This window comes from Cellulomonas sp. B6, from assembly GCF_001462455.1.
Classification (GTDB): Bacteria; Actinomycetota; Actinomycetes; order Actinomycetales; family Cellulomonadaceae; genus Cellulomonas.
Genome location: NZ_LNTD01000084.1, coordinates 1 through 16,428, shown reverse-complemented (window position 1 = coordinate 16,428; position 16,428 = coordinate 1). Strand labels below are relative to the sequence as shown.

Here is a 16,428-nt window from a genome sequence, read left to right as displayed (position 1 = left end):
CGAGCCGACGGCGACGGTCACGACGCCGGCCCCCGAGCCCACGACCACAGCCCCGTCGCCCACGCCGTCGGTCCCGGACCCGACGCCGACGACCACCTCGACGGTGCACGTGCCCGTGTGGCCGTCGCAGCCGGCGATGACCGAGTCGACGATCCCGTGGACGGTCGTGCTCGGCGCGGTGCTCGTGCTCGTGGCCGCCGCCGCGGGGATCTGGTGGTGGTGGCGGCAGATCGGGGCGCCCACGGCGGCACGGGTCCGACAGCCCGCGGCGGACGCCGCCGCCGACGGTGCCGCGACCGCCGTCCTGCCCGTCGGCGGGGCGGCGCCGACGCTCGTCCTGCCACCCGTCACCGACGGCACCCCCGCCCCGGACGGCCCGGAGGTCGCAGCCGCACCGGCCGCCGCGGGCGCCGCCGAGCCGCTGACGGCACGCAGCGACGAGGCCGTGCGGTTCCTGGTGCGGCTCGGCGAGGCGATGGTCGACGCGGGCGCGCCGATCGTCCAGGTCAACACGACGCTGCAGCGTGTCGCCGAGGTCAACGGGCTCCCCGAGGCGTCCGTCGTGACGTTCCCGACCGCGCTCATGGTCTCGGTGCCCCAGCACGGCACCGTGCAGACGGCCGTCGCGACCGCCGGCAGCCGCGTGCTGCGGCTCGACCAGGTGGGCGACGTGCTCGACCTCGCGCACGCCGCCGCGCGCGGCGACGTCGGGCCGCGCGCCGGGCTCGACGCGCTCGCGGGCATCGTGCTGTCGCAGCCCGCGTCGACGGGCCTGCGCCGCGCCGCGGGGTACGTCGCGATGGCCGCGGGCCTCTCGCTCGTGCTCGGCGGCGGCTGGCTCGACGTGCTCGTCGCCGCCGTGCTGGGCGGCGGGGTGTCGCTGCTCACCACGGCGACACGACGCGTCCCACCGGTGTACCAGGGGCTGCTCGTCGCCCTGAGCGCCTTCGCGGTCGCGGTGCCCGTCCTGCTCCTGGTGCGCACGGGCTGGCCGGTCGGGCTGCTCGCGCCGCTCGTGGCGCCCCTCGTGACGTTCCTCCCCGGTGCGCTGCTCACCACGGGCGTCATCGACCTCGCGACCCGGCAGATGATCGCGGGCTCGTCGCGGCTCGCGTCGGGCGTCATGCAGCTCGTGCTGCTCGCGCTCGGCATCACCGCCGCCGCCGGCCTCGTGGGCGTGCCCGCGGCCCAGGTCGGGGCCGCGAGCGCGCAGCCGCTGGGCTGGGCCGGGCCGTGGGTCGGCGTGCTCGTCTACGCCGCCGGGGTCGTCCTGCACAACGACGCGCACCGCGGCACCCTGCCGTGGATCACGCTCGTGCTGGTCGTCGCGTACGCCGGCCAGGTCCTCGGGGGCGTGCTGCTGGGCGCGGTCGTGTCGTCGTTCGTCGGTGCGCTCGTCATGACGCCCGTGGCGATGCTGGCCGCCACGCGCCGCGACGGGCCACCCTTCCTCGTGACGTTCCTGCCGGGCTTCTGGGTGCTCGTGCCCGGTGCGCTGGGCCTGGTCGGTGTCACCTCGGCGCTCGGGCACTCGACCGAGCAGGCCATCACGACCATCGTGACGACGGGCGTGTCGATGGTCGCGATCAGCCTCGGCGTGCTCGCGGGGCTCGCGCTGGGCGGCGGCCTGCAGCGCCGGCTCGCGCCCGACGCACCGCTGATCGTCTGACGGGTCCGGGTCCGGGTCCGGGTCCGGGGCCGGGGCCGCGCGTCACTCGTCGCGGCGCACGACCGCGGCGGCGCGCGCCGCGAGCAGGCCGCCGACGCCGGTGCGCCCGGCGCGCAGCCGCGTGAACGCGTCGGCGTCGGGGCCGCCCGGCACGCGCCGGGGGAGCGAGTCGACCGCGACGAGCCACTGCGGCCACGCGAGCAGCCGGCACACGGCCATGAGCCGCTCCGACTCGGCGTCGGCCTCGCCGCGCTCCTCGGACAGCAGCGTCGTGAGCTCGTCGCCCACCTCGGGGTGGCCCGCGAGCGAGGCCAGCGTGCGGGACCCGTGCGCGCCCTGCGGGCCGAACGCGTCCTCGTCGTCGGGGAACGCGAGGTGCGCGTCCGACAGGTAGGTGACGACCTCGGCGCCGTCGTCGTGCGCCCACACCTGCAGCAGCAGGTCGCGCGCGACGACGACCGTGACGACCGCGGCGTGCAGGTCGCCCGACACGAGCTCGCCGACGTCGGGCAGGTACCGGCGGTGCGCCGCGACGTGCCCGCGGGGGCGGTCGGCCACCGCGACGACCCAGCCGTCCTCGTCCGGACCCACCCACCCGGAGAACCGCTCGCGGACCAGCACGCGCAACACCTCGTCGCGCGCGGCCCGCACCAGCAGCAGGCCGTAGGTGAGGCCGTCGGGCCGGATGATCTCGTCGTCGTACTCGCTCACGGGGGCGAGTCTGGCACCGTCCGGGGCCCGCGCGTCAGGACGTGACGTCCGCCGTCGTGAACCGCGCCCACGCGAGCGCGCCGAACACCACGACCCAGCCGGCCTGCACCGCGAGCCCCTGCGCGAGCACGTCGGCCGACGGCACGACGCGCAGCATCTCGGCGAAGTCGAACCAGTGGTGCGTCAGCAGCGCCGGGTGGATCGCGGCGAGCTGCGGCAGCTGGTCGAGCACGCTCGAGACCACGGCGACGACGACCGTCGCGGCCATCGCGCCGACGGGGACCTCGGTGAGCGTCGAGAAGAACAGCCCGACCGCGACGAGCCCGGTCATCGACAGCCCGACGTACGCGACGACACCGGCGACGCGCAGCACGCCGTCGCCGAGCGGCACGGTCGACCCGGACAGCAGCGTGAGGTCGCCGACGCCGAACAGCGCCGCGCCGACCACGAGCCCGACCACGGCGATCGCGAGGACCGCTGCGGCGGCGAACACGAGCGCGCCGAGCGCCTTGACCGCGAGCAGCCGACCGCGTCCGACCGGGACCACGAGCAGGTACCGCAGCGTGCCTGCCGACGCCTCGCCCGCGATCGCGTCACCCGACGCGATGCCGATGGTCAGCGGCAGCAGGAACGGCGTGCACAGGAACAGCGACGCGACCACGAGGAACAGCCCGTTGCCCGTCACACGCGACACGAAGGGCGGTCCCTGACCGGCGAGCGCGGTGTCCTGCGCGAGGTACAGCACGACGCCGAGCAGCAGCGGCACGAGCGCGAGCCCCACGAGCAGCACGAGGTTGCGGCGGCGCCCCAGCACGAGCGCGAGCTCGGCGCGCACGAGGCGCGCGAGCGCACCGCGGTGCCGTGCGGGCGGCTCGACGGCCCGTGAGGCGGAGACCGGTGCGGCGACGGACGTGGTCGTGTCAGCGGGCGACATCGAAGCCCTCCCCGGTGAGCTCGACGAACACGTCCTCGAGCGACGGTCGACGCACGTCGACGCCGACGACCGGGACGTCGGCGCGCACGAGCGCGGCCGTGACGTCCTGCGGTGCCGGGCCGGCGTCGTCGCGGACCGCGGCCGACACCGTGACGGTGCCGTCGGCGACCGGCCGGTCGGCGGTCACGTCGTCGAGCGCGAGGCGGCGCAGCTCGGTTGCGGCGGCGTCCGCACGGTCGGCGAGCGTGCGGACCGCGATCCGGGCGGCGCGGCGCGCGGTCAGCTCGGTGCGCGGGCCCTGCAGCAGCAGGTGGCCGCGGCCCATGATGCCGACGTGCGTGCAGACCTGCTCGATCTCGGCGAGCAGGTGCGAGGACACGAGCACGGTCGTGCCGCCGTCCGCGAGCTCGCGCACCAGGTGCCGCACCTCGCGCGTGCCCTGCGGGTCCAGGCCGTTGGTCGGCTCGTCGAGCACGAGCAGGTCGCGCGGCCGCAGCAGCGCCGCGGCCAGGCCGAGCCGCTGCTTCATGCCCAGCGAGTACTGCCGGTACCGCTTGTCCGCCGCCGCGGTCAGCCCGACCCGCTCGAGCGCCGCCTCGGCCCGGGCGCGCGCCGTGCGCGGGTCGGTCGACGCGTCGACCGCGTCGAGCCGCGCGAGGTTCGCGCGGCCCGACAGGTACGGCTGGAACGCAGGCCCCTCGACGAGCGCACCCACGCGCGGCAGCACGTGCGCCGCGCGCTGCGGCACCGGCTCGCCCAGCAGCTCGACCCGCCCCGACGTGGGCGCGACCAGCCCGAGCAGCATGCGGATCGTCGTCGTCTTGCCCGAGCCGTTGGGCCCGAGGAACCCGTAGACGGCACCGCGCGGCACGACCAGGTCGATGCCGTCGACCGCGACCTGACCCGTGCGGAACCGCTTGGTCAGGGCGTGCGTGCGGATGGCGTCGTCGGTCACGACCCCAGCCTGCGGCACGGCCGGCGCCGCGGCACGCAGCGTGGCCGTCACGCGCCGGCGACCGCGCGCAGCGCGTCCACCGGCACGGCGCCGGCCAGCACGCGGCCGTCGTCGAGCACCAGCACCGACAGCAGCGAGGACTGCAGCGCACGCCCACCCTCGACCGGGGTCGTCAGCTGGTCGTACAGGGCCGAGGTGTCGAGGTCGACGGCCGGGCCGTCGCCCCCGCCCACGAACTGGTCGAACAGCTCGTTCGCGCCCTCGCCGCCGCCGAACGACTTCTCGACGTCCGGCAGGGTGGCCACCGCCGACGGGTCGCCCGCGAGCAGGGCCGCGACGTCGACGTCCTTCACCTCGACGACCGTGTCCCACCCGGTGCCCGTGACGGTCACGCCGTCGGGCAGCGCCGCGTCGGCCGGGTCCTCGGGCAGCGCGGAGGACTGCTCGGCGTGCGCGGCGAGCGTCGCGTCGTCGGGCAGCGGCACCGTCACCTCGCGGACCGCCGCGCCCGGCGGCTTCGTGAACGTCAGCACCGAGTCGGCCGGTGCGGCGAACGTCACGTCGGTGAACCCGAGCTCGAGCGCCGGGGTCCGGGCGTCGTCGCTGCTCCAGACCTGCACGCGCAACGGCGTCCACGTCTGCGCGTCGACGGCGACCACGATCCGGCCGACGAGCGTCGTCGTCGAGGTCGGCTTGACGACCACCTGGTAGGCGTCGCGCCCCGCGACCTTCGTCGCGGCGTCGACGCTCACCGTCGCGTCCTGCTGCGCCTGCTCGAGCGCCTGGCGACCCAGCTCGGCGGGCGTCGGGAGGTCCGCGGGCGGGGTCGGGGCGGCGTCGTGCAGCCGCTGCGCGCGGGCGGCGTCCGCGGCCGACAGGGCGTAGTGGACGACCTCGTCGTCGGACGACGAGTACGTCCAGGCCTGCGTGCCGTCGGCGACGACCGAGTACTCCGAGGCCGTGCCCAGCAGCGACACGCGCGAGCGCGCCTCGCCGTCGGTCCACACCCGCAGCGTCGTCGACCCGCCCAGCAGGTTCAGCGGGTCGGCGCCACCCACCTGCGCGAGCGACAGGTCCGGCAGCCCCAGCCGCGCGGTGTGCACGACCGTGCCCGACAACGCCTGCGGCTCGGCCTCGAGCACGCGCGCCACCAGCTCGTCGGGCTGCACGGGTGCGAGCCCGGCGGAGTCCGCCGAGGCGAGCAGCGGGGGAGCGGCGAACGCGACCCCCACCGCGACGGCGGCGACGGCCGGGACGGCCCACGCGGCGCGCACGCGGGTCCGGGAGGTGGTGGGTGTCGTGTCCATGGGACCACCGTGCGGCACGCGGCCTGAGCGGAGCCTGAGCGCGGTCCCGCCGCGCCGGTGCGCGGGTGGGATGCTGCCGGGGTGCGCGTGCTGGTGGTCGACGACGAGGTCGGGCTCGTGCGCGCCCTGCGCCGCGGCCTGACCGCCGAGGGGTTCGCGGTCGACGCCGCGCACGACGGCGAGACGGGCCTGCGGATGGCCGTCGACGGCGAGTACGACGTGCTCGTCGTCGACGTCATGCTGCCGTGCCGCAACGGGTACGACGTCGTCACCGCGCTGCGCGCGCAGGACGTGTGGACGCCCGTGCTCATGCTGTCGGCCAAGGACGGCGAGCACGACGTCGCCGACGGCCTCGACGTGGGCGCCGACGACTACCTCACCAAACCGTTCTCCTTCGTCGTGCTCGTCGCACGGCTGCGCGCGCTCGTGCGCCGTCCCGTCGCGCCGCGCCCGGCCGTGCTGCAGGTCGGCGCGCTCGCGCTCGACCCCGCGACGCGCGGCGTCACGCGCGACGGCACACCCGTCGACCTGACCGTCCGCGAGACCGCGCTGCTGGAGTACCTGCTGCGGCACGCCGACCGCGTCGTCGGCAAGCTCGAGCTGCTCGACCACGTCTTCGACACGCGCGGCGAGGACCCGAACGTCGTCGAGGTGTACGTCGGGTACCTGCGGCGCAAGCTCGGGCGCGACGCCGTCACGACCGTGCGCGGCGCCGGGTACCGCGTCGGCGGGGCCGCGTGAGCACGCCCCGCGGCGGCGGGTGGTGGCGGCGCCGGTGGCGGCACAGCTCGCTGCGCGCGCGGCTCACGCTCGCGGCGACCGGCGCCGTCGCGGTCGTCCTGGTGATCGGCGCGTTCACGCTGTCGGGCGTCGTGGGCGTCGCGCGCACGGCCGCGGTGGACGCGGCCGTGCGGGAGCGCTCGGCGACGCTCGCCGCGCTCGTCGCCGACGACCGCGTGCCCGACGCGCTGCCCGTCACGCAGCCGGGCGAGGTCGCGCAGCTCCTGGACGCCTCGGGCGCTGTGCTCGCGACGTCGACCACCGCGAGCCGCACCCTGCCGGTCGTCGACGCAGCCACGCTGGCGGCGTGGCGCGAGCGCGCGGGCGGTCGCGTGCTCGTCGTCGGCACCGAGGGCAGCGCGTACGACCGTGTCGCACGCGCGGCCGTGCGCGCCGTCACCTACCGCGGCGAACCCGCGACGCTCGTGACGACCGTGCCCCTCACCGACGTGGAGGGCGTGCTGCGAGCGCTGCGCGTCGCGCTGCTGCTGGTCGTGCCCGTGCTCACCGTCGGGTTCGCGCTCGTGCTGCGGGCCCTGCTGGGGCGCGTGCTCGCGCCCGTCGAGGACCTGCGGGCCGCGGCCGACCGGGTCGCGCTCGCGGGCGGCCCCGGCTCGCTGCCCGTGCCCGCCGCCGACGACGAGCTCGGTGCGCTGGCCCGCACGCTCAACGCGATGCTCGACCGTCTCGAGACCGCCGCCGCACGCCAGCGCACGTTCGTCGCGGACGCCGCGCACGAGCTGCGCTCACCCGTCGCGGCGGCGCGCGCCGCCGTCGAGGTCGCGGCCGCGCACCCCGAGGCGTACCCGGTCGCCGACCTCGTCGCCGACCTCGCGCCGCAGGTCGCGCGCATGCAGGCCCTGGTCGACGACCTGCTGGTGCTCGCGCGCGTCGGCGCGGCACCGGTCGCTCGCGGCCCCGTCGACCTCGCCGACGTCGCGGCCGAGGCCGTCGCGTCGGTCGCACCGCCGGCCGCCGCACGCGGGGTCGAGGTCACCGTCACGGGCGCCGCGACCGCCGTGGGTGCGGCCGGGCCGACGGCGCGGGCCGTGCGCAATCTCGTCGACAACGCCGCGCGGCACGCGCGCTCGGCCGTCACGGTGCGCGTCGAGCGGGTGCCCGCCGACGCGGCCGCGTCGGGAGGCCCGGGTGCGGGCACCGGTGGTCGCGTCCGCGTCGTGGTCGACGACGACGGCCCGGGCGTGCCTGCGGGTGACCGCGAGCGCGTGTTCGAGCGGTTCGTGCGCCTCGACGCGGCGCGTGAGCGCGACGCCGGTGGCGCGGGCCTCGGGCTCGCGATCGCTCGCGAGGTCGCGCGCGAGCAGGGTGGCGACGTCGCGCTCGACGTCGCCCCGACCGGCGGCCTGCGCGCCGTGCTCACGCTGCCCGCCGGCTGACGTCGTGCGACGATCCTGCTGGTCCGTGCGCCGCGCGGGCGCCGCAGGACCACCGGGGAGGGTGCACGTGCCGCAGACGGTCCGGGCCTCGCAGGCGCCGAACGGGCTCAACGTGCGCATCGACCGCGTGCGGATCGGCGGCCTCGCGCTGCGCACCTGGACCACGTGGATCCAGGAGACCGACGACGTGCCCGTCGCCGACCGGCGCGACATCGTGCTCGTGCACGGCCTCGGCGTGAGCTCGGAGTACTTCGAGCGGCTCGCGGTGCACCTCGGCCGCGTCGGGGCCGTGCACCTGCTCGACCTGCCCGGGTTCGCGGGCGTCCCGCGACCCGACCGCCACCTCGAGATCGACGACTTCGCGCGGCTCATCGCGCGCTGGGTCGAGCACGTCGGCCTCGAGCGGCCCACGTTCCTCGGGCACTCGATGGGATCGCAGATCGTCACCGAGGTGCTCGCGAGCCACCCGGGGATCGCGTCGCACGCCGTGCTGATCGGTCCGCCGGTCAACGCGCAGGAGCGCTCGGTCCCGCGGCAGGCGCTGCGGCTGCTGCAGAGCTCGGTGCACGAGTCGCCGCGCACGCGCGGCATCGCGCTGCGCGGGTACGTCGAGTGCGGGCCGCACTGGTTCGCGCAGGTGCTGCCGCGCATGTTGCGCTACCCGATCGAGGACCGGCTGCCGGGCGTCGACGTGCCGGTGCTTGTGGTGCGCGGCGAGCACGACCACGTGGCGCCGCGCGCGTGGGCGCAGCTGCTGGCCGATGCCGCTCCCGACGGGCGCTGGGTCGAGATCGAGGGCGCGTCGCACGCCGTGATCTACGAGCACAGCCGCCAGGTCGGCGACCTCGTGCTGGAGCACGTGCGGCGATGAGCACGACGCCGGGCGGGCCGAGGGCCCTGGGGCGACACGTGGCGACCGTGCGGCACCGCGCGCGTCAGGGGGTCGCGTGGGCCCGGGACTACGCGTGGATCGTCGGCGCGCAGCTGCGGGCGCTGCGGCCGGTGCGGGCCGACGCGTGGTCCGCGGGGGAGCGGGCGCCCGTGCTGCTGCTGCCGGGCATCTACGAGCGCTGGCCGGTCATGGTGGACCTCGCACGTGCTCTGCACGCGGCGGGGCACCCGGTGCACGTCGTGCCCGGCCTCGGGCTCAACGGCCGTCCGCTCGCGGCGTCGGCGCGCGTCGTCGCGGCGCGCGTCGAGGAGCTCGGGCTGCGCGATGTCGTGCTGGTCGCGCACTCCAAGGGCGGGTTGATCGGCAAGCTCGTGATGGGCGACCCGGACGCCGGGCGGCGCGTCGCGGGGCTCGTCGCCGTGAACACGCCGTTCGCCGGGTCGGTCTACGCGCGGTGGTTCCCGGTGCGGTCGGTGCGTGCGCTGTCGCCGCGCGACCCGCACGTGCGGGCGATCGCGCGCGAGGTCGCCACGCACGCCCGGACGTGGTCGCTGCACGCCCGGTTCGACCCGCACGTGCCGACGGGCGGCGAGCTGCCCGGCGCCGTCAACGTGCGGCTGCCGCTCGACGGCCACTTCCGCCCGCTGGGCGACCCCCGCCTGCACGCGGTCGTGCTCGATGCGGTCGCCCACCTGACCGGCACCGCACCCGGGCCGGACGTCGCGCGCGACGCCCGGCCCGCGGCGGGGTGATCGGTCCGTCGGCTCAGTGGTGGGCCGGTGCGGCGGTGCCCGCCGGGGCCGGGCGCACGGCGAACGCCGCGGCGATGGCGGGCAGCGTGAGGAGCGCGCCGCCGAGGAACGCGGCGTGCACCCCGCCGGCCGTCGCCGCCGCCGTCGAGGCCCCGCCGGCCGCCAGACCGGCCGCCGTCCCGGACAGCACGGTGACGAACAACGCGGTGCCCGCGGCGCCCGCGACCTGCTGGACGGTGCCGATCACGGCGCTGCCGTGCGAGTACCGCTCCGGCACGACCGACCCCAGCGCCGACGTGAACAGCGGCGTGAAGACGAGTGCGAGACCCGCCGACATGGTCAGGTGCGCCACGACGACCATCCACGGGGCGCTGCCCTCGCCGAGCAGCAGCGCCATGCTCCACGTGGCCGTGCTCACCAGGATCGTGCCGGGCACGAGCAGCGGGCGCGGGCCGACCTTGTCGTAGGCGCGGCCCACGAGCGGCGCGAGCAGACCCATGAGCAGACCGCCCGGCAGCAGCATGAGGCCCGTGCGGAGCGTGTCGAGCCCCAGCACGTCCTGCGCGTAGATCGGCAGCATGATGATGACGCCGAACAGCGCCATCATCATGACGGCCATCATCGCGACGCCGACCGCGAACGTGCGCGAGCGGAACGTGCGCAGGTCGAGCAGCGCCGCGTCGGTGCGCTGCAACCAGATCTGCCGCGCGACGAACAGCGTCAGGGCGGCCGCACCGGCCAGCAGCGTGAGCACCGTGCGCGTGCCGGAGCCGTCGTGCGCGGCCTCGCCGATGCTCGACAGGCCGAAGACCAGGCCGCCGAACGCGACCGCGGACAGCAGCACCGACAGCAGGTCGACGCGTGCCTGACGGGGCTCGGTGACGTTCGGCAGCCGCAGCGCGCCGAGCACGAGCGCGGCGACCGCGATCGGCAGCACCAGCCCGAACATCCAGCGCCAGGACAGCACCGACAGGATGAGCCCCGAGATCGTGGGGCCGAGCGCGGGGGCGACCGAGATGACGATCGAGATGTTGCCCATGGTGCGGCCGCGCGACGCGGGCGGCGTCACGGTCATCACGGTGGTCATGAGCAGCGGCAGCATCACGGCCGTGCCCATCGCCTGCACGACGCGCCCGGCGAGCAGCACCGGGAAGCCGGGTGCGAGCGCGCAGACCAGCGTCCCGAGCGCGAACAGGCTCATGGCCGTGAGGAACGCGCCGCGCGTCGTGGTCCGCTGCAGGAAGAACCCGGTCACGGGGATGACCACGGCCATCGTCAGCAGGAACGCGGTGGTCAGCCACTGCGCGGTGCTCGCGGTGACGTCGAGGTCGTGCATGAGGCGCGGCAGCGCCACGCCCATGATCGTCTCGTTGAGGATGACGACGAACGTCGAGACCAGGAGCAGCGCGATCGCGAGCCGGTCGCGCGCGGAGAGCGTGGTGGGGGCCTCGACCGCGTCGGCGGTCCGGGCGGACGGCTCGACGACGGTGGTCGGCGGGTCGGTGCGGTCGGTCACGGGGGGTCGCCTGTCGCGTCGGGCCCCGAGGTCGGGGCGTGCGGGTCCGAGGTGGCCTGCGGGCCGGGTGAGGGGTCGCGGGCGTCGTCACCGCGCGCCGCCAGTCTGTGACGCCAACCCTGCGCGGGTCGACGTCATTCCCTACCGACCGGCCGCGCGGCGCGGACTCGTCGGGTCGGCGGGCTGCGCGTCGACCCGTGCGTCCGGGCGGACGTGCCGACGGGCCCGGCGCCGCGCGGCGCCGGGCCCGTCGGGGGAGGTGCGTCAGACGCCGGCGAGCACGCCGTCCAGCAGCCCGAGGACGACCGTCGCGGACCGCTCGGCCGCGTCGTCGACGTGCGCCGAGAAGTCGACACCGGCGATCGGCCCGCACAGGTCGGAGATCCCGCGCACCGACACGAACGGCACGCCGGCCAGGTGCGCGGTGTGCGCGAGCGCGGCGGACTCCATGTCGCAGGCGAGCGCACCGGGGAACGCCTCGCGCATGCCGACGACGCGCTCGGCGTCGACGAACACGTCGCTCGACAGGATCGTGCCCGTGCGGACCGTGAGCCCGCCGGTGTCGAGGGCCGCGACGGCCGCGAGCAGGGCCGGGTCGGCGTCGAACCGGGCCGGCATGCGCGGCACCTGCCCGAGCTCGTACCCGAACAGCCGGGCGTCCGCCGCGCCGTAGACGGTCGAGGCCCCGACGACGACGTCGCCGACGCGCACCTCGAGGCCCATGCCGCCGGCCGAGCCCGCGCTCAGCACCGCGCGGGCGCCGGACCCGTGCAGCGCGAGCGCGGCGGCGGTCGCGGCGTTGACGAGCCCGATCCCGCAGGTCACGAGCAGCACGCGCGGGCCGCCGAGGTCGAGCACGCGCCGCGCGGCGCCCGCGACCTCGAGCTCGTCGCCCACGGCGCTCGCGCGGTCGAGGAACGGTGAGGCCTCGACGCCCATGGCCGTGACGACGACCGCGTCGACCCGCACGCCGGGCGCGGCGGACAGGTCGGTGCTCACGCGGTGACCGTGGCCCACGCGTCGCGCTGCGCGAGGAACGCGCGCGCGGCGTCCTGCGCACCGGTCAGCGTGTGGTTCGCGCCCCAGCCGCACTGCACCTCGTTGGCCGCAGGCACCTCGGTCGCGTCGAGGACGTCGGTGAGCGTCGCGGCGACGAGCTCGGCGACCTCCTCGGTGCTCCAGCGACCCTCGAGCATGAGGTAGAAGCCCGTCTGGCAGCCCATGGGGGAGAAGTCGAGCACGCGGTCGGAGTGGTTCCGGGAGTGCTCGGCGAACAGGTGCTCGAGCGAGTGCACGGCCGGCATCTCGAGGTGCGCGACGTTGGGCTGCGTGAAGCGCACGTCGAACTTGGAGATGACGTCCCCGTGCGGCAGCTGCTTGAGATCCGCGAGCCGGAGGTACGGCGCGGCGACGGTCCGGTGGTCGAGGTTGAACGACTCGACGTTCATACGAGGTGTGTCCACGGCACCAGTCTGCGCCATCGGGCACCGGTCGCGCCGGGGTGTCCGGGGGCGGGTCAGCGCGCGCGCAGCTCGACCAGCACGCGTGGCAGCTCGTCGAGCAGCTCGCGCGCGAGGTACCCGAGGGGCCCGACGGCGGCCGCGAGCCGGTCGCCCGCGAGCCCGTGCGCCTCGACCCCGAAGCACGCGGCCTGCGTGGGGTCCGCGCCGCGCGCGAGCAGCCCGGCCACGGCGCCCGCGAGCACGTCGCCGCTGCCGGACGTGCCGAGGCCCGAGTGCCCGGTCGACGAGCGCCAGCGCCGCCCGCCCGGCTCGGCGACCACGCCCCCGCACACCACGACCGCGCCGTACGCGTCGGCGAGACGTCCGGCGACCGGTTCGTCGGACCCGTCACGCCCCTCGTCGGGGCCCGCCTCGTCGTCACCGAGCAGGTAGGTGGCCTCCGTCGAGTTCGGCGTCAGCACGGCGCGCCCCCGCACGGCGTCGCGGACGTCCGCGGCGTCGCGCAGCACGCCCAGCGCGAAGGCGTCGAGCACGAGCGGGGTCGTGGCTGGCGCCTGCGCGAGCACGGCGCGCAGCAGCGCGAGCGTCCCCGCGGGGGCGTCGAGGCCCGGCCCGACGACCACGACGTCCGCGCGGGCGAGCTCGGGGTCGAGCACGCCGTCGCCCGGACCGGCGACCGCCCCGTCGGGACGTTCCGGCAGGCCGACGACTCCCGCCTCGGGCACCGCGACCGCGAGCGGGCCCGCGACCGACCCGGCGACCCCCAGGGACAGCCGGCCCGCGCCCACCCGCAGGGCCGCGAGCCCCGCGAGCAGCACGGCACCCGGCGTGCCGCGCGCGCCGCCGAGGACGAGCACGCCGCCACGCGCGTCCTTGCCGCCCACGGGCTCGGGCAGCGGGTGCTCGCGCAGCAGCGCGGGGCTCAGGACCGTCGGTTCGTCAGCCATGCGTGTCGTCGGTCCCCTCGTGCTCGGTGACGGGGGCGCCGACCTCCGCGAGGTGGGTGACGTCGTCGAACGTCACGAGCCGCCACGCGTCGTCGACGCGGTCGAGCCGCGTGACGGACGCGTTGTGCACGCTGCTGCCGCGCACGATCGTCATGAGCTCGTCCTCGGTGAGCTCCTCGAGCACGTAGCGCAGCAGCATCACGACCGCGTCGTGCACGACGACGAGCACGCGCCGGCCGGCGTCCCGCTCCTGCAGGTCGCGCAGCGCCGCGCGCAGCCGCAGCGCGACGTCGGCCCACGACTCGCCGCCGGGCGGGCGGTGGTACATCTTGCCGAGGTGCCGGCGGCGCTCGGCCTCGGCCGGGTGGTGCTCGAGCACGCCGCGCCACGTGAGGCGGTCGAGCACGCCGAGCTCGCGGTCGCGCAGCCGCTCGTCGAGACGCACCGGCAGGTCGAGGCCGGCGGTCTCGAGCGCGATCCGCGCGGTCTGCTGCGTGCGCACGTACGGCGAGCACCACACGACCTCGGGCACCTCGCCGGCCGGGACGTCCGCGAGCCACGCACCGAGCGCCTTCGCCTGCTCGCGGCCGCGCTCCGACAGCGGCGTGTCGGCGTCGCGCGTCGCGACGTCGACGACGAGGGCCTGCGTGCGCTCGGCACGCGTCGCGGCGACGTTGCCGACGCTCTCGCCGTGACGCACGAGCACGAGGCTCGTCGGTGCGGGCGTCACCGGCGGTCGCGCTCCTCGAGCGCCGGCAGGATCGTCGTCGGGATCGCGAACGCGAGACCGAACGCCAGGATGCCCGCGGTGCCCAGCAGCGCTCCGGTCGTGCCGTCGGTGCTGCTGAAACCGATCGTGAGCAGCGCGAACGCGCCGACGAACAGCACGAGGCACAGCACGCCGGTCAGCGCGCGCGTGGGCGCCTCGGGGGCCGGGTCGGTGCTGCGGGCGGCGGGGTCGTGGCTCATCGGGATCCTCCTGGAGGGTCGGGCGACGGATGGACGGCCAGTATCCCGGCGCGGCGCGGCGCGGGCACGTCCGCGCAGCCCTTCGGCGTGCCGCCGGCTGCGCGACCGGTCCGTCAGCGCATCGGCAGCGCGCGCCGCCCGCGCGGCCCGTACGCGGGCAGCCGACCGCGGTACGCGACCTCCAGCAGCACCAGCACGCGCTGGCGGTGCCCGCGCCACGGCTCGAGCAGGTGCAGCATCCCGGCGTCGTCGGCGCGTCGGCCGGTCAGCGCCCAGCCGACGAGGTGCGGCAGGTGCGCGTCCCCCACCTGCACGGCGTCGGGGTCGCCCAGCGCGCGCGACGTGACCTCGGCGGCGGTCCACGGCCCGATCCCGGGCACGGTCCGCAGACGTCGGGCGAGCTCGACGGGCGCGAGGTCGGGCGTCAGCCGGTGGGCGACGGCGGCGGCGCGCCGGATCGCGTCGGTGCGGTGCGCGTCGACGCCCGCCTGCCGCCACTCCCACACCGGCAGCGCTCCCCACGCCGCGGGCGGCGGCGCGACACGCAGGCCCGCCGGCGCGGGCCCGGGGGCGGGGTCGCCGTGCCGGCCGACGAGGCGCCGCCACGACGCCTTGGCGTCCACCCCGACGACGCGTTGCTCGAGCACCGACGTGACGACCGTCGCCCAGACGTCGCCGCCGCGCGCCAGGCGCAGCGACGCGTGCGTGCGGTGCGCCCGCGCGACCGCGGGGTGCAGGTGCGCGGCGAAGCCGGTGGGGTCGTCGAGCAGGCCCAGCAGGCCCGGGACGTCGCCGAGCACGTCGGCAGCGCCCGGCCCCCACGCGTCGGCACGCACACCGCCCGGTGCGGGCGTCAGCCGCAGCGTCGCGGCACCCGTCGGTCGACGCGTCGCGTGCCAGAGCGCCCCGCCGGCGTCCGACCACGTCGGGTCGCCCGCGCCGCGCCGCAGCCGCACGACCGACCGACGCGGGTCGAGGTCCGGGGGACAGGGCACGACGTCGTGCACGTCCCCGGTCGCGGGGTCGGTCCCGTCCGGGCCGCTCGCGCCGACGGGGTCCGTCGCGGGGCGGGAGGTCACGTCCCCAGCATGCACCCGGGCGGTGACGTCGCGGCTCGAGGTGCCGTCCGGGGTGACCACGGGCACACTCGGCGCGTGGTGACGGGACCGGGGGCAGGTGACGGCGGCCTCGCCGTGCGTCTCGACGGCCGGGTGCTGCGCGTGGTGCTGCACGGCGCGGTCGACCTCGACGTGCGCGAGCGGGACTCCCCGGCGCTGTGGGCCGCGCTCGAGCGACCCGACGTGGGGGCGGTCGACGTCGACGCCTCGGGGGTGACGTTCCTCGACTCGAGCGGGCTGTCGATCCTCGTGCGGCTCGCGCGCGACGCCGGCGAGCGCGGCGTGCCGCTGCGCCTGGTGGCGCTCAGCCCACGGGTGGAGGACCTGCTGGAGGCCACCGGCGTGCGCGACTGGATGGCCGAGCTCGGGACCCCGGGGCCCGCCCCGCGCTGACGGGGTCAGTGGCCGCGCAGCCGCTCGATCGCGCGACGGTCGCGCTTGGTGGGGCGTCCGGCGCCGCGGTCCCGCTGTGCCGCGACCGCGACCTGCGAGCGCGGCACGGGTGCCGGTGACCGGTCGAGGTAGGAGGCCTGCGCGACCTCGGCCGACACGCGCTTGACCAGCAGGCGGTGCACGACGACGAGCCGTTCGCGGCCGGCGCCGCGGACCTGCACCTCGTCGCCCGGCACCACCTGGGTCGCGGGCTTGGCGCGCTCGCCGTTGACGCGCACGTGCCCCGCGCGGCACGCGGCCCCGGCGGCCGACCGGGTGGGGAACAGGCGCACCGCCCACGTCCACGCGTCGACACGGACCCGGCCCAGCGGCTCGGCCACGGTGCACCTCCCGTCCGGCGGCGACGCCGTGCGCGCCGCCGGGTGCCAGCCTGCCACGGGCCGGTCGGCGGGGACGCGTCCGGCCGGCGGGGCGGTGTCGGCCGAGGATGCGCGGTGAAACGCTTCGACGGTCACGCGCCGGTGGGCACCGCGCGACGCTCGGCCGTGCGGGTGCACCGCGTCCGCCCGCGCCGCGCGCGGTCCCGTCGGCGAAGGAGCCGTGAGCATGGCAGCCCACCCGTCAC

The 16,428-nt window shown here is 77.0% G+C and carries 18 protein-coding genes; 6 read left to right on the top strand and 12 right to left on the bottom strand.

All coding sequences use genetic code 11. From position 1 onward, the window contains the following. The coding region (locus ATM99_RS07655) for a threonine/serine exporter ThrE family protein (RefSeq protein WP_223304877.1) at positions 1–1,669 on the top strand (1,669 nt) is incomplete at its 5' end. A gap of 42 nt (positions 1,670–1,711) precedes the next feature. Here the strand turns inward: ATM99_RS07655 and ATM99_RS07650 are convergent. The 4 genes from ATM99_RS07650 to ATM99_RS07635 are packed head-to-tail and all read right to left on the bottom strand — an operon-like array spanning position 1,712 to position 5,576. After that, entirely contained in the window at positions 1,712–2,380 is a 669-nt protein-coding gene (locus ATM99_RS07650; protein WP_062102317.1) for a hypothetical protein, read from the bottom strand. A 34-nt stretch (positions 2,381–2,414) separates the two neighbouring features. Continuing rightward, a complete protein-coding gene (locus ATM99_RS07645) occupies positions 2,415–3,314 on the bottom strand; it encodes an ABC transporter permease (protein WP_082659420.1) in 900 nt (299 codons plus the stop codon). After that, positions 3,301–4,269, bottom strand: a complete 969-nt coding sequence (locus ATM99_RS07640) for an ABC transporter ATP-binding protein (protein ID WP_223304875.1) — start codon at positions 4,267–4,269, stop codon at positions 3,301–3,303. Before ATM99_RS07640 ends, ATM99_RS07645 begins: the two co-directional genes overlap by 14 nt. Positions 4,270–4,316: 47 nt before the next feature. Continuing rightward, positions 4,317–5,576, bottom strand: a complete 1,260-nt coding sequence (locus ATM99_RS07635; RefSeq protein WP_062102321.1) for a hypothetical protein — start codon at positions 5,574–5,576, stop codon at positions 4,317–4,319. A gap of 81 nt (positions 5,577–5,657) precedes the next feature. On the opposite strand from ATM99_RS07635, the gene ATM99_RS07630 reads away from it, so the two are divergent. From ATM99_RS07630 to ATM99_RS07615, 4 genes are all read left to right on the top strand, one after another. Continuing rightward, positions 5,658–6,317: a response regulator transcription factor gene (locus tag ATM99_RS07630; protein WP_062102316.1), complete on the top strand. Its 660-nt coding sequence runs from the start codon at positions 5,658–5,660 to the stop codon at positions 6,315–6,317. Continuing rightward, the gene (locus ATM99_RS07625; protein ID WP_062102315.1) at positions 6,314–7,753 is read left to right on the top strand and encodes a HAMP domain-containing sensor histidine kinase; all 1,440 of its coding nucleotides are present in this window, start codon (positions 6,314–6,316) and stop codon (positions 7,751–7,753) included. The genes ATM99_RS07630 and ATM99_RS07625 overlap by 4 nt, the downstream gene beginning before the upstream one ends. A gap of 67 nt (positions 7,754–7,820) precedes the next feature. Continuing rightward, positions 7,821–8,624, top strand: a complete 804-nt coding sequence (locus tag ATM99_RS07620; RefSeq protein ID WP_190278798.1) for an alpha/beta fold hydrolase — start codon at positions 7,821–7,823, stop codon at positions 8,622–8,624. Next, a complete protein-coding gene (locus ATM99_RS07615) occupies positions 8,621–9,397 on the top strand; it encodes a triacylglycerol lipase (RefSeq protein WP_223304873.1) in 777 nt (258 codons plus the stop codon). Before ATM99_RS07620 ends, ATM99_RS07615 begins: the two co-directional genes overlap by 4 nt. A 13-nt stretch (positions 9,398–9,410) precedes the next feature. Here ATM99_RS07615 and ATM99_RS07610 read toward each other — a convergent pair whose 3' ends face one another. The 7 genes from ATM99_RS07610 to ATM99_RS07580 form a co-directional block, all read right to left on the bottom strand. After that, a complete protein-coding gene (locus ATM99_RS07610) occupies positions 9,411–10,913 on the bottom strand; it encodes a DHA2 family efflux MFS transporter permease subunit (RefSeq protein WP_062102313.1) in 1,503 nt (500 codons plus the stop codon). Between the two features lie 264 nt (positions 10,914–11,177). Beyond that, entirely contained in the window at positions 11,178–11,912 is a 735-nt protein-coding gene (gene mtnN, locus ATM99_RS07605) for a 5'-methylthioadenosine/S-adenosylhomocysteine nucleosidase (protein ID WP_082659422.1), read from the bottom strand. Then, positions 11,909–12,361 carry an S-ribosylhomocysteine lyase gene (locus ATM99_RS07600; protein WP_046527977.1) on the bottom strand — a complete coding sequence of 151 codons (453 nt, stop codon included), beginning with the start codon at positions 12,359–12,361 and terminating at the stop codon, positions 11,909–11,911. Before ATM99_RS07600 ends, mtnN begins: the two co-directional genes overlap by 4 nt. A 68-nt stretch (positions 12,362–12,429) precedes the next feature. Then, complete coding sequence (locus tag ATM99_RS07595) at positions 12,430–13,323, bottom strand: NAD(P)H-hydrate dehydratase (protein WP_062102312.1); 894 nt, start codon at positions 13,321–13,323, stop codon at positions 12,430–12,432. Further along, positions 13,316–14,053: a histidine phosphatase family protein gene (locus ATM99_RS07590; protein WP_062102311.1), complete on the bottom strand. Its 738-nt coding sequence runs from the start codon at positions 14,051–14,053 to the stop codon at positions 13,316–13,318. Before ATM99_RS07590 ends, ATM99_RS07595 begins: the two co-directional genes overlap by 8 nt. Then, entirely contained in the window at positions 14,050–14,292 is a 243-nt protein-coding gene (locus ATM99_RS07585; protein WP_062102310.1) for a hypothetical protein, read from the bottom strand. Before ATM99_RS07585 ends, ATM99_RS07590 begins: the two co-directional genes overlap by 4 nt. Before the next feature lie 113 nt (positions 14,293–14,405). Then, entirely contained in the window at positions 14,406–15,371 is a 966-nt protein-coding gene (locus ATM99_RS07580) for a DNA-3-methyladenine glycosylase (protein WP_150118197.1), read from the bottom strand. Between the two features lie 75 nt (positions 15,372–15,446). Between ATM99_RS07580 and ATM99_RS07575 the strand changes: the two genes are divergently transcribed. Then, a complete protein-coding gene (locus tag ATM99_RS07575) occupies positions 15,447–15,803 on the top strand; it encodes an STAS domain-containing protein (protein WP_062102309.1) in 357 nt (118 codons plus the stop codon). 5 nt (positions 15,804–15,808) lie between these two features. Here the strand turns inward: ATM99_RS07575 and ATM99_RS07570 are convergent, their stop codons facing one another. Continuing rightward, positions 15,809–16,183, bottom strand: coding sequence for an RNA-binding S4 domain-containing protein (locus tag ATM99_RS07570; protein ID WP_062102308.1), 375 nt, complete (start codon positions 16,181–16,183; stop codon positions 15,809–15,811). Between the last annotated feature and the right edge of the window lie 245 nt (positions 16,184–16,428).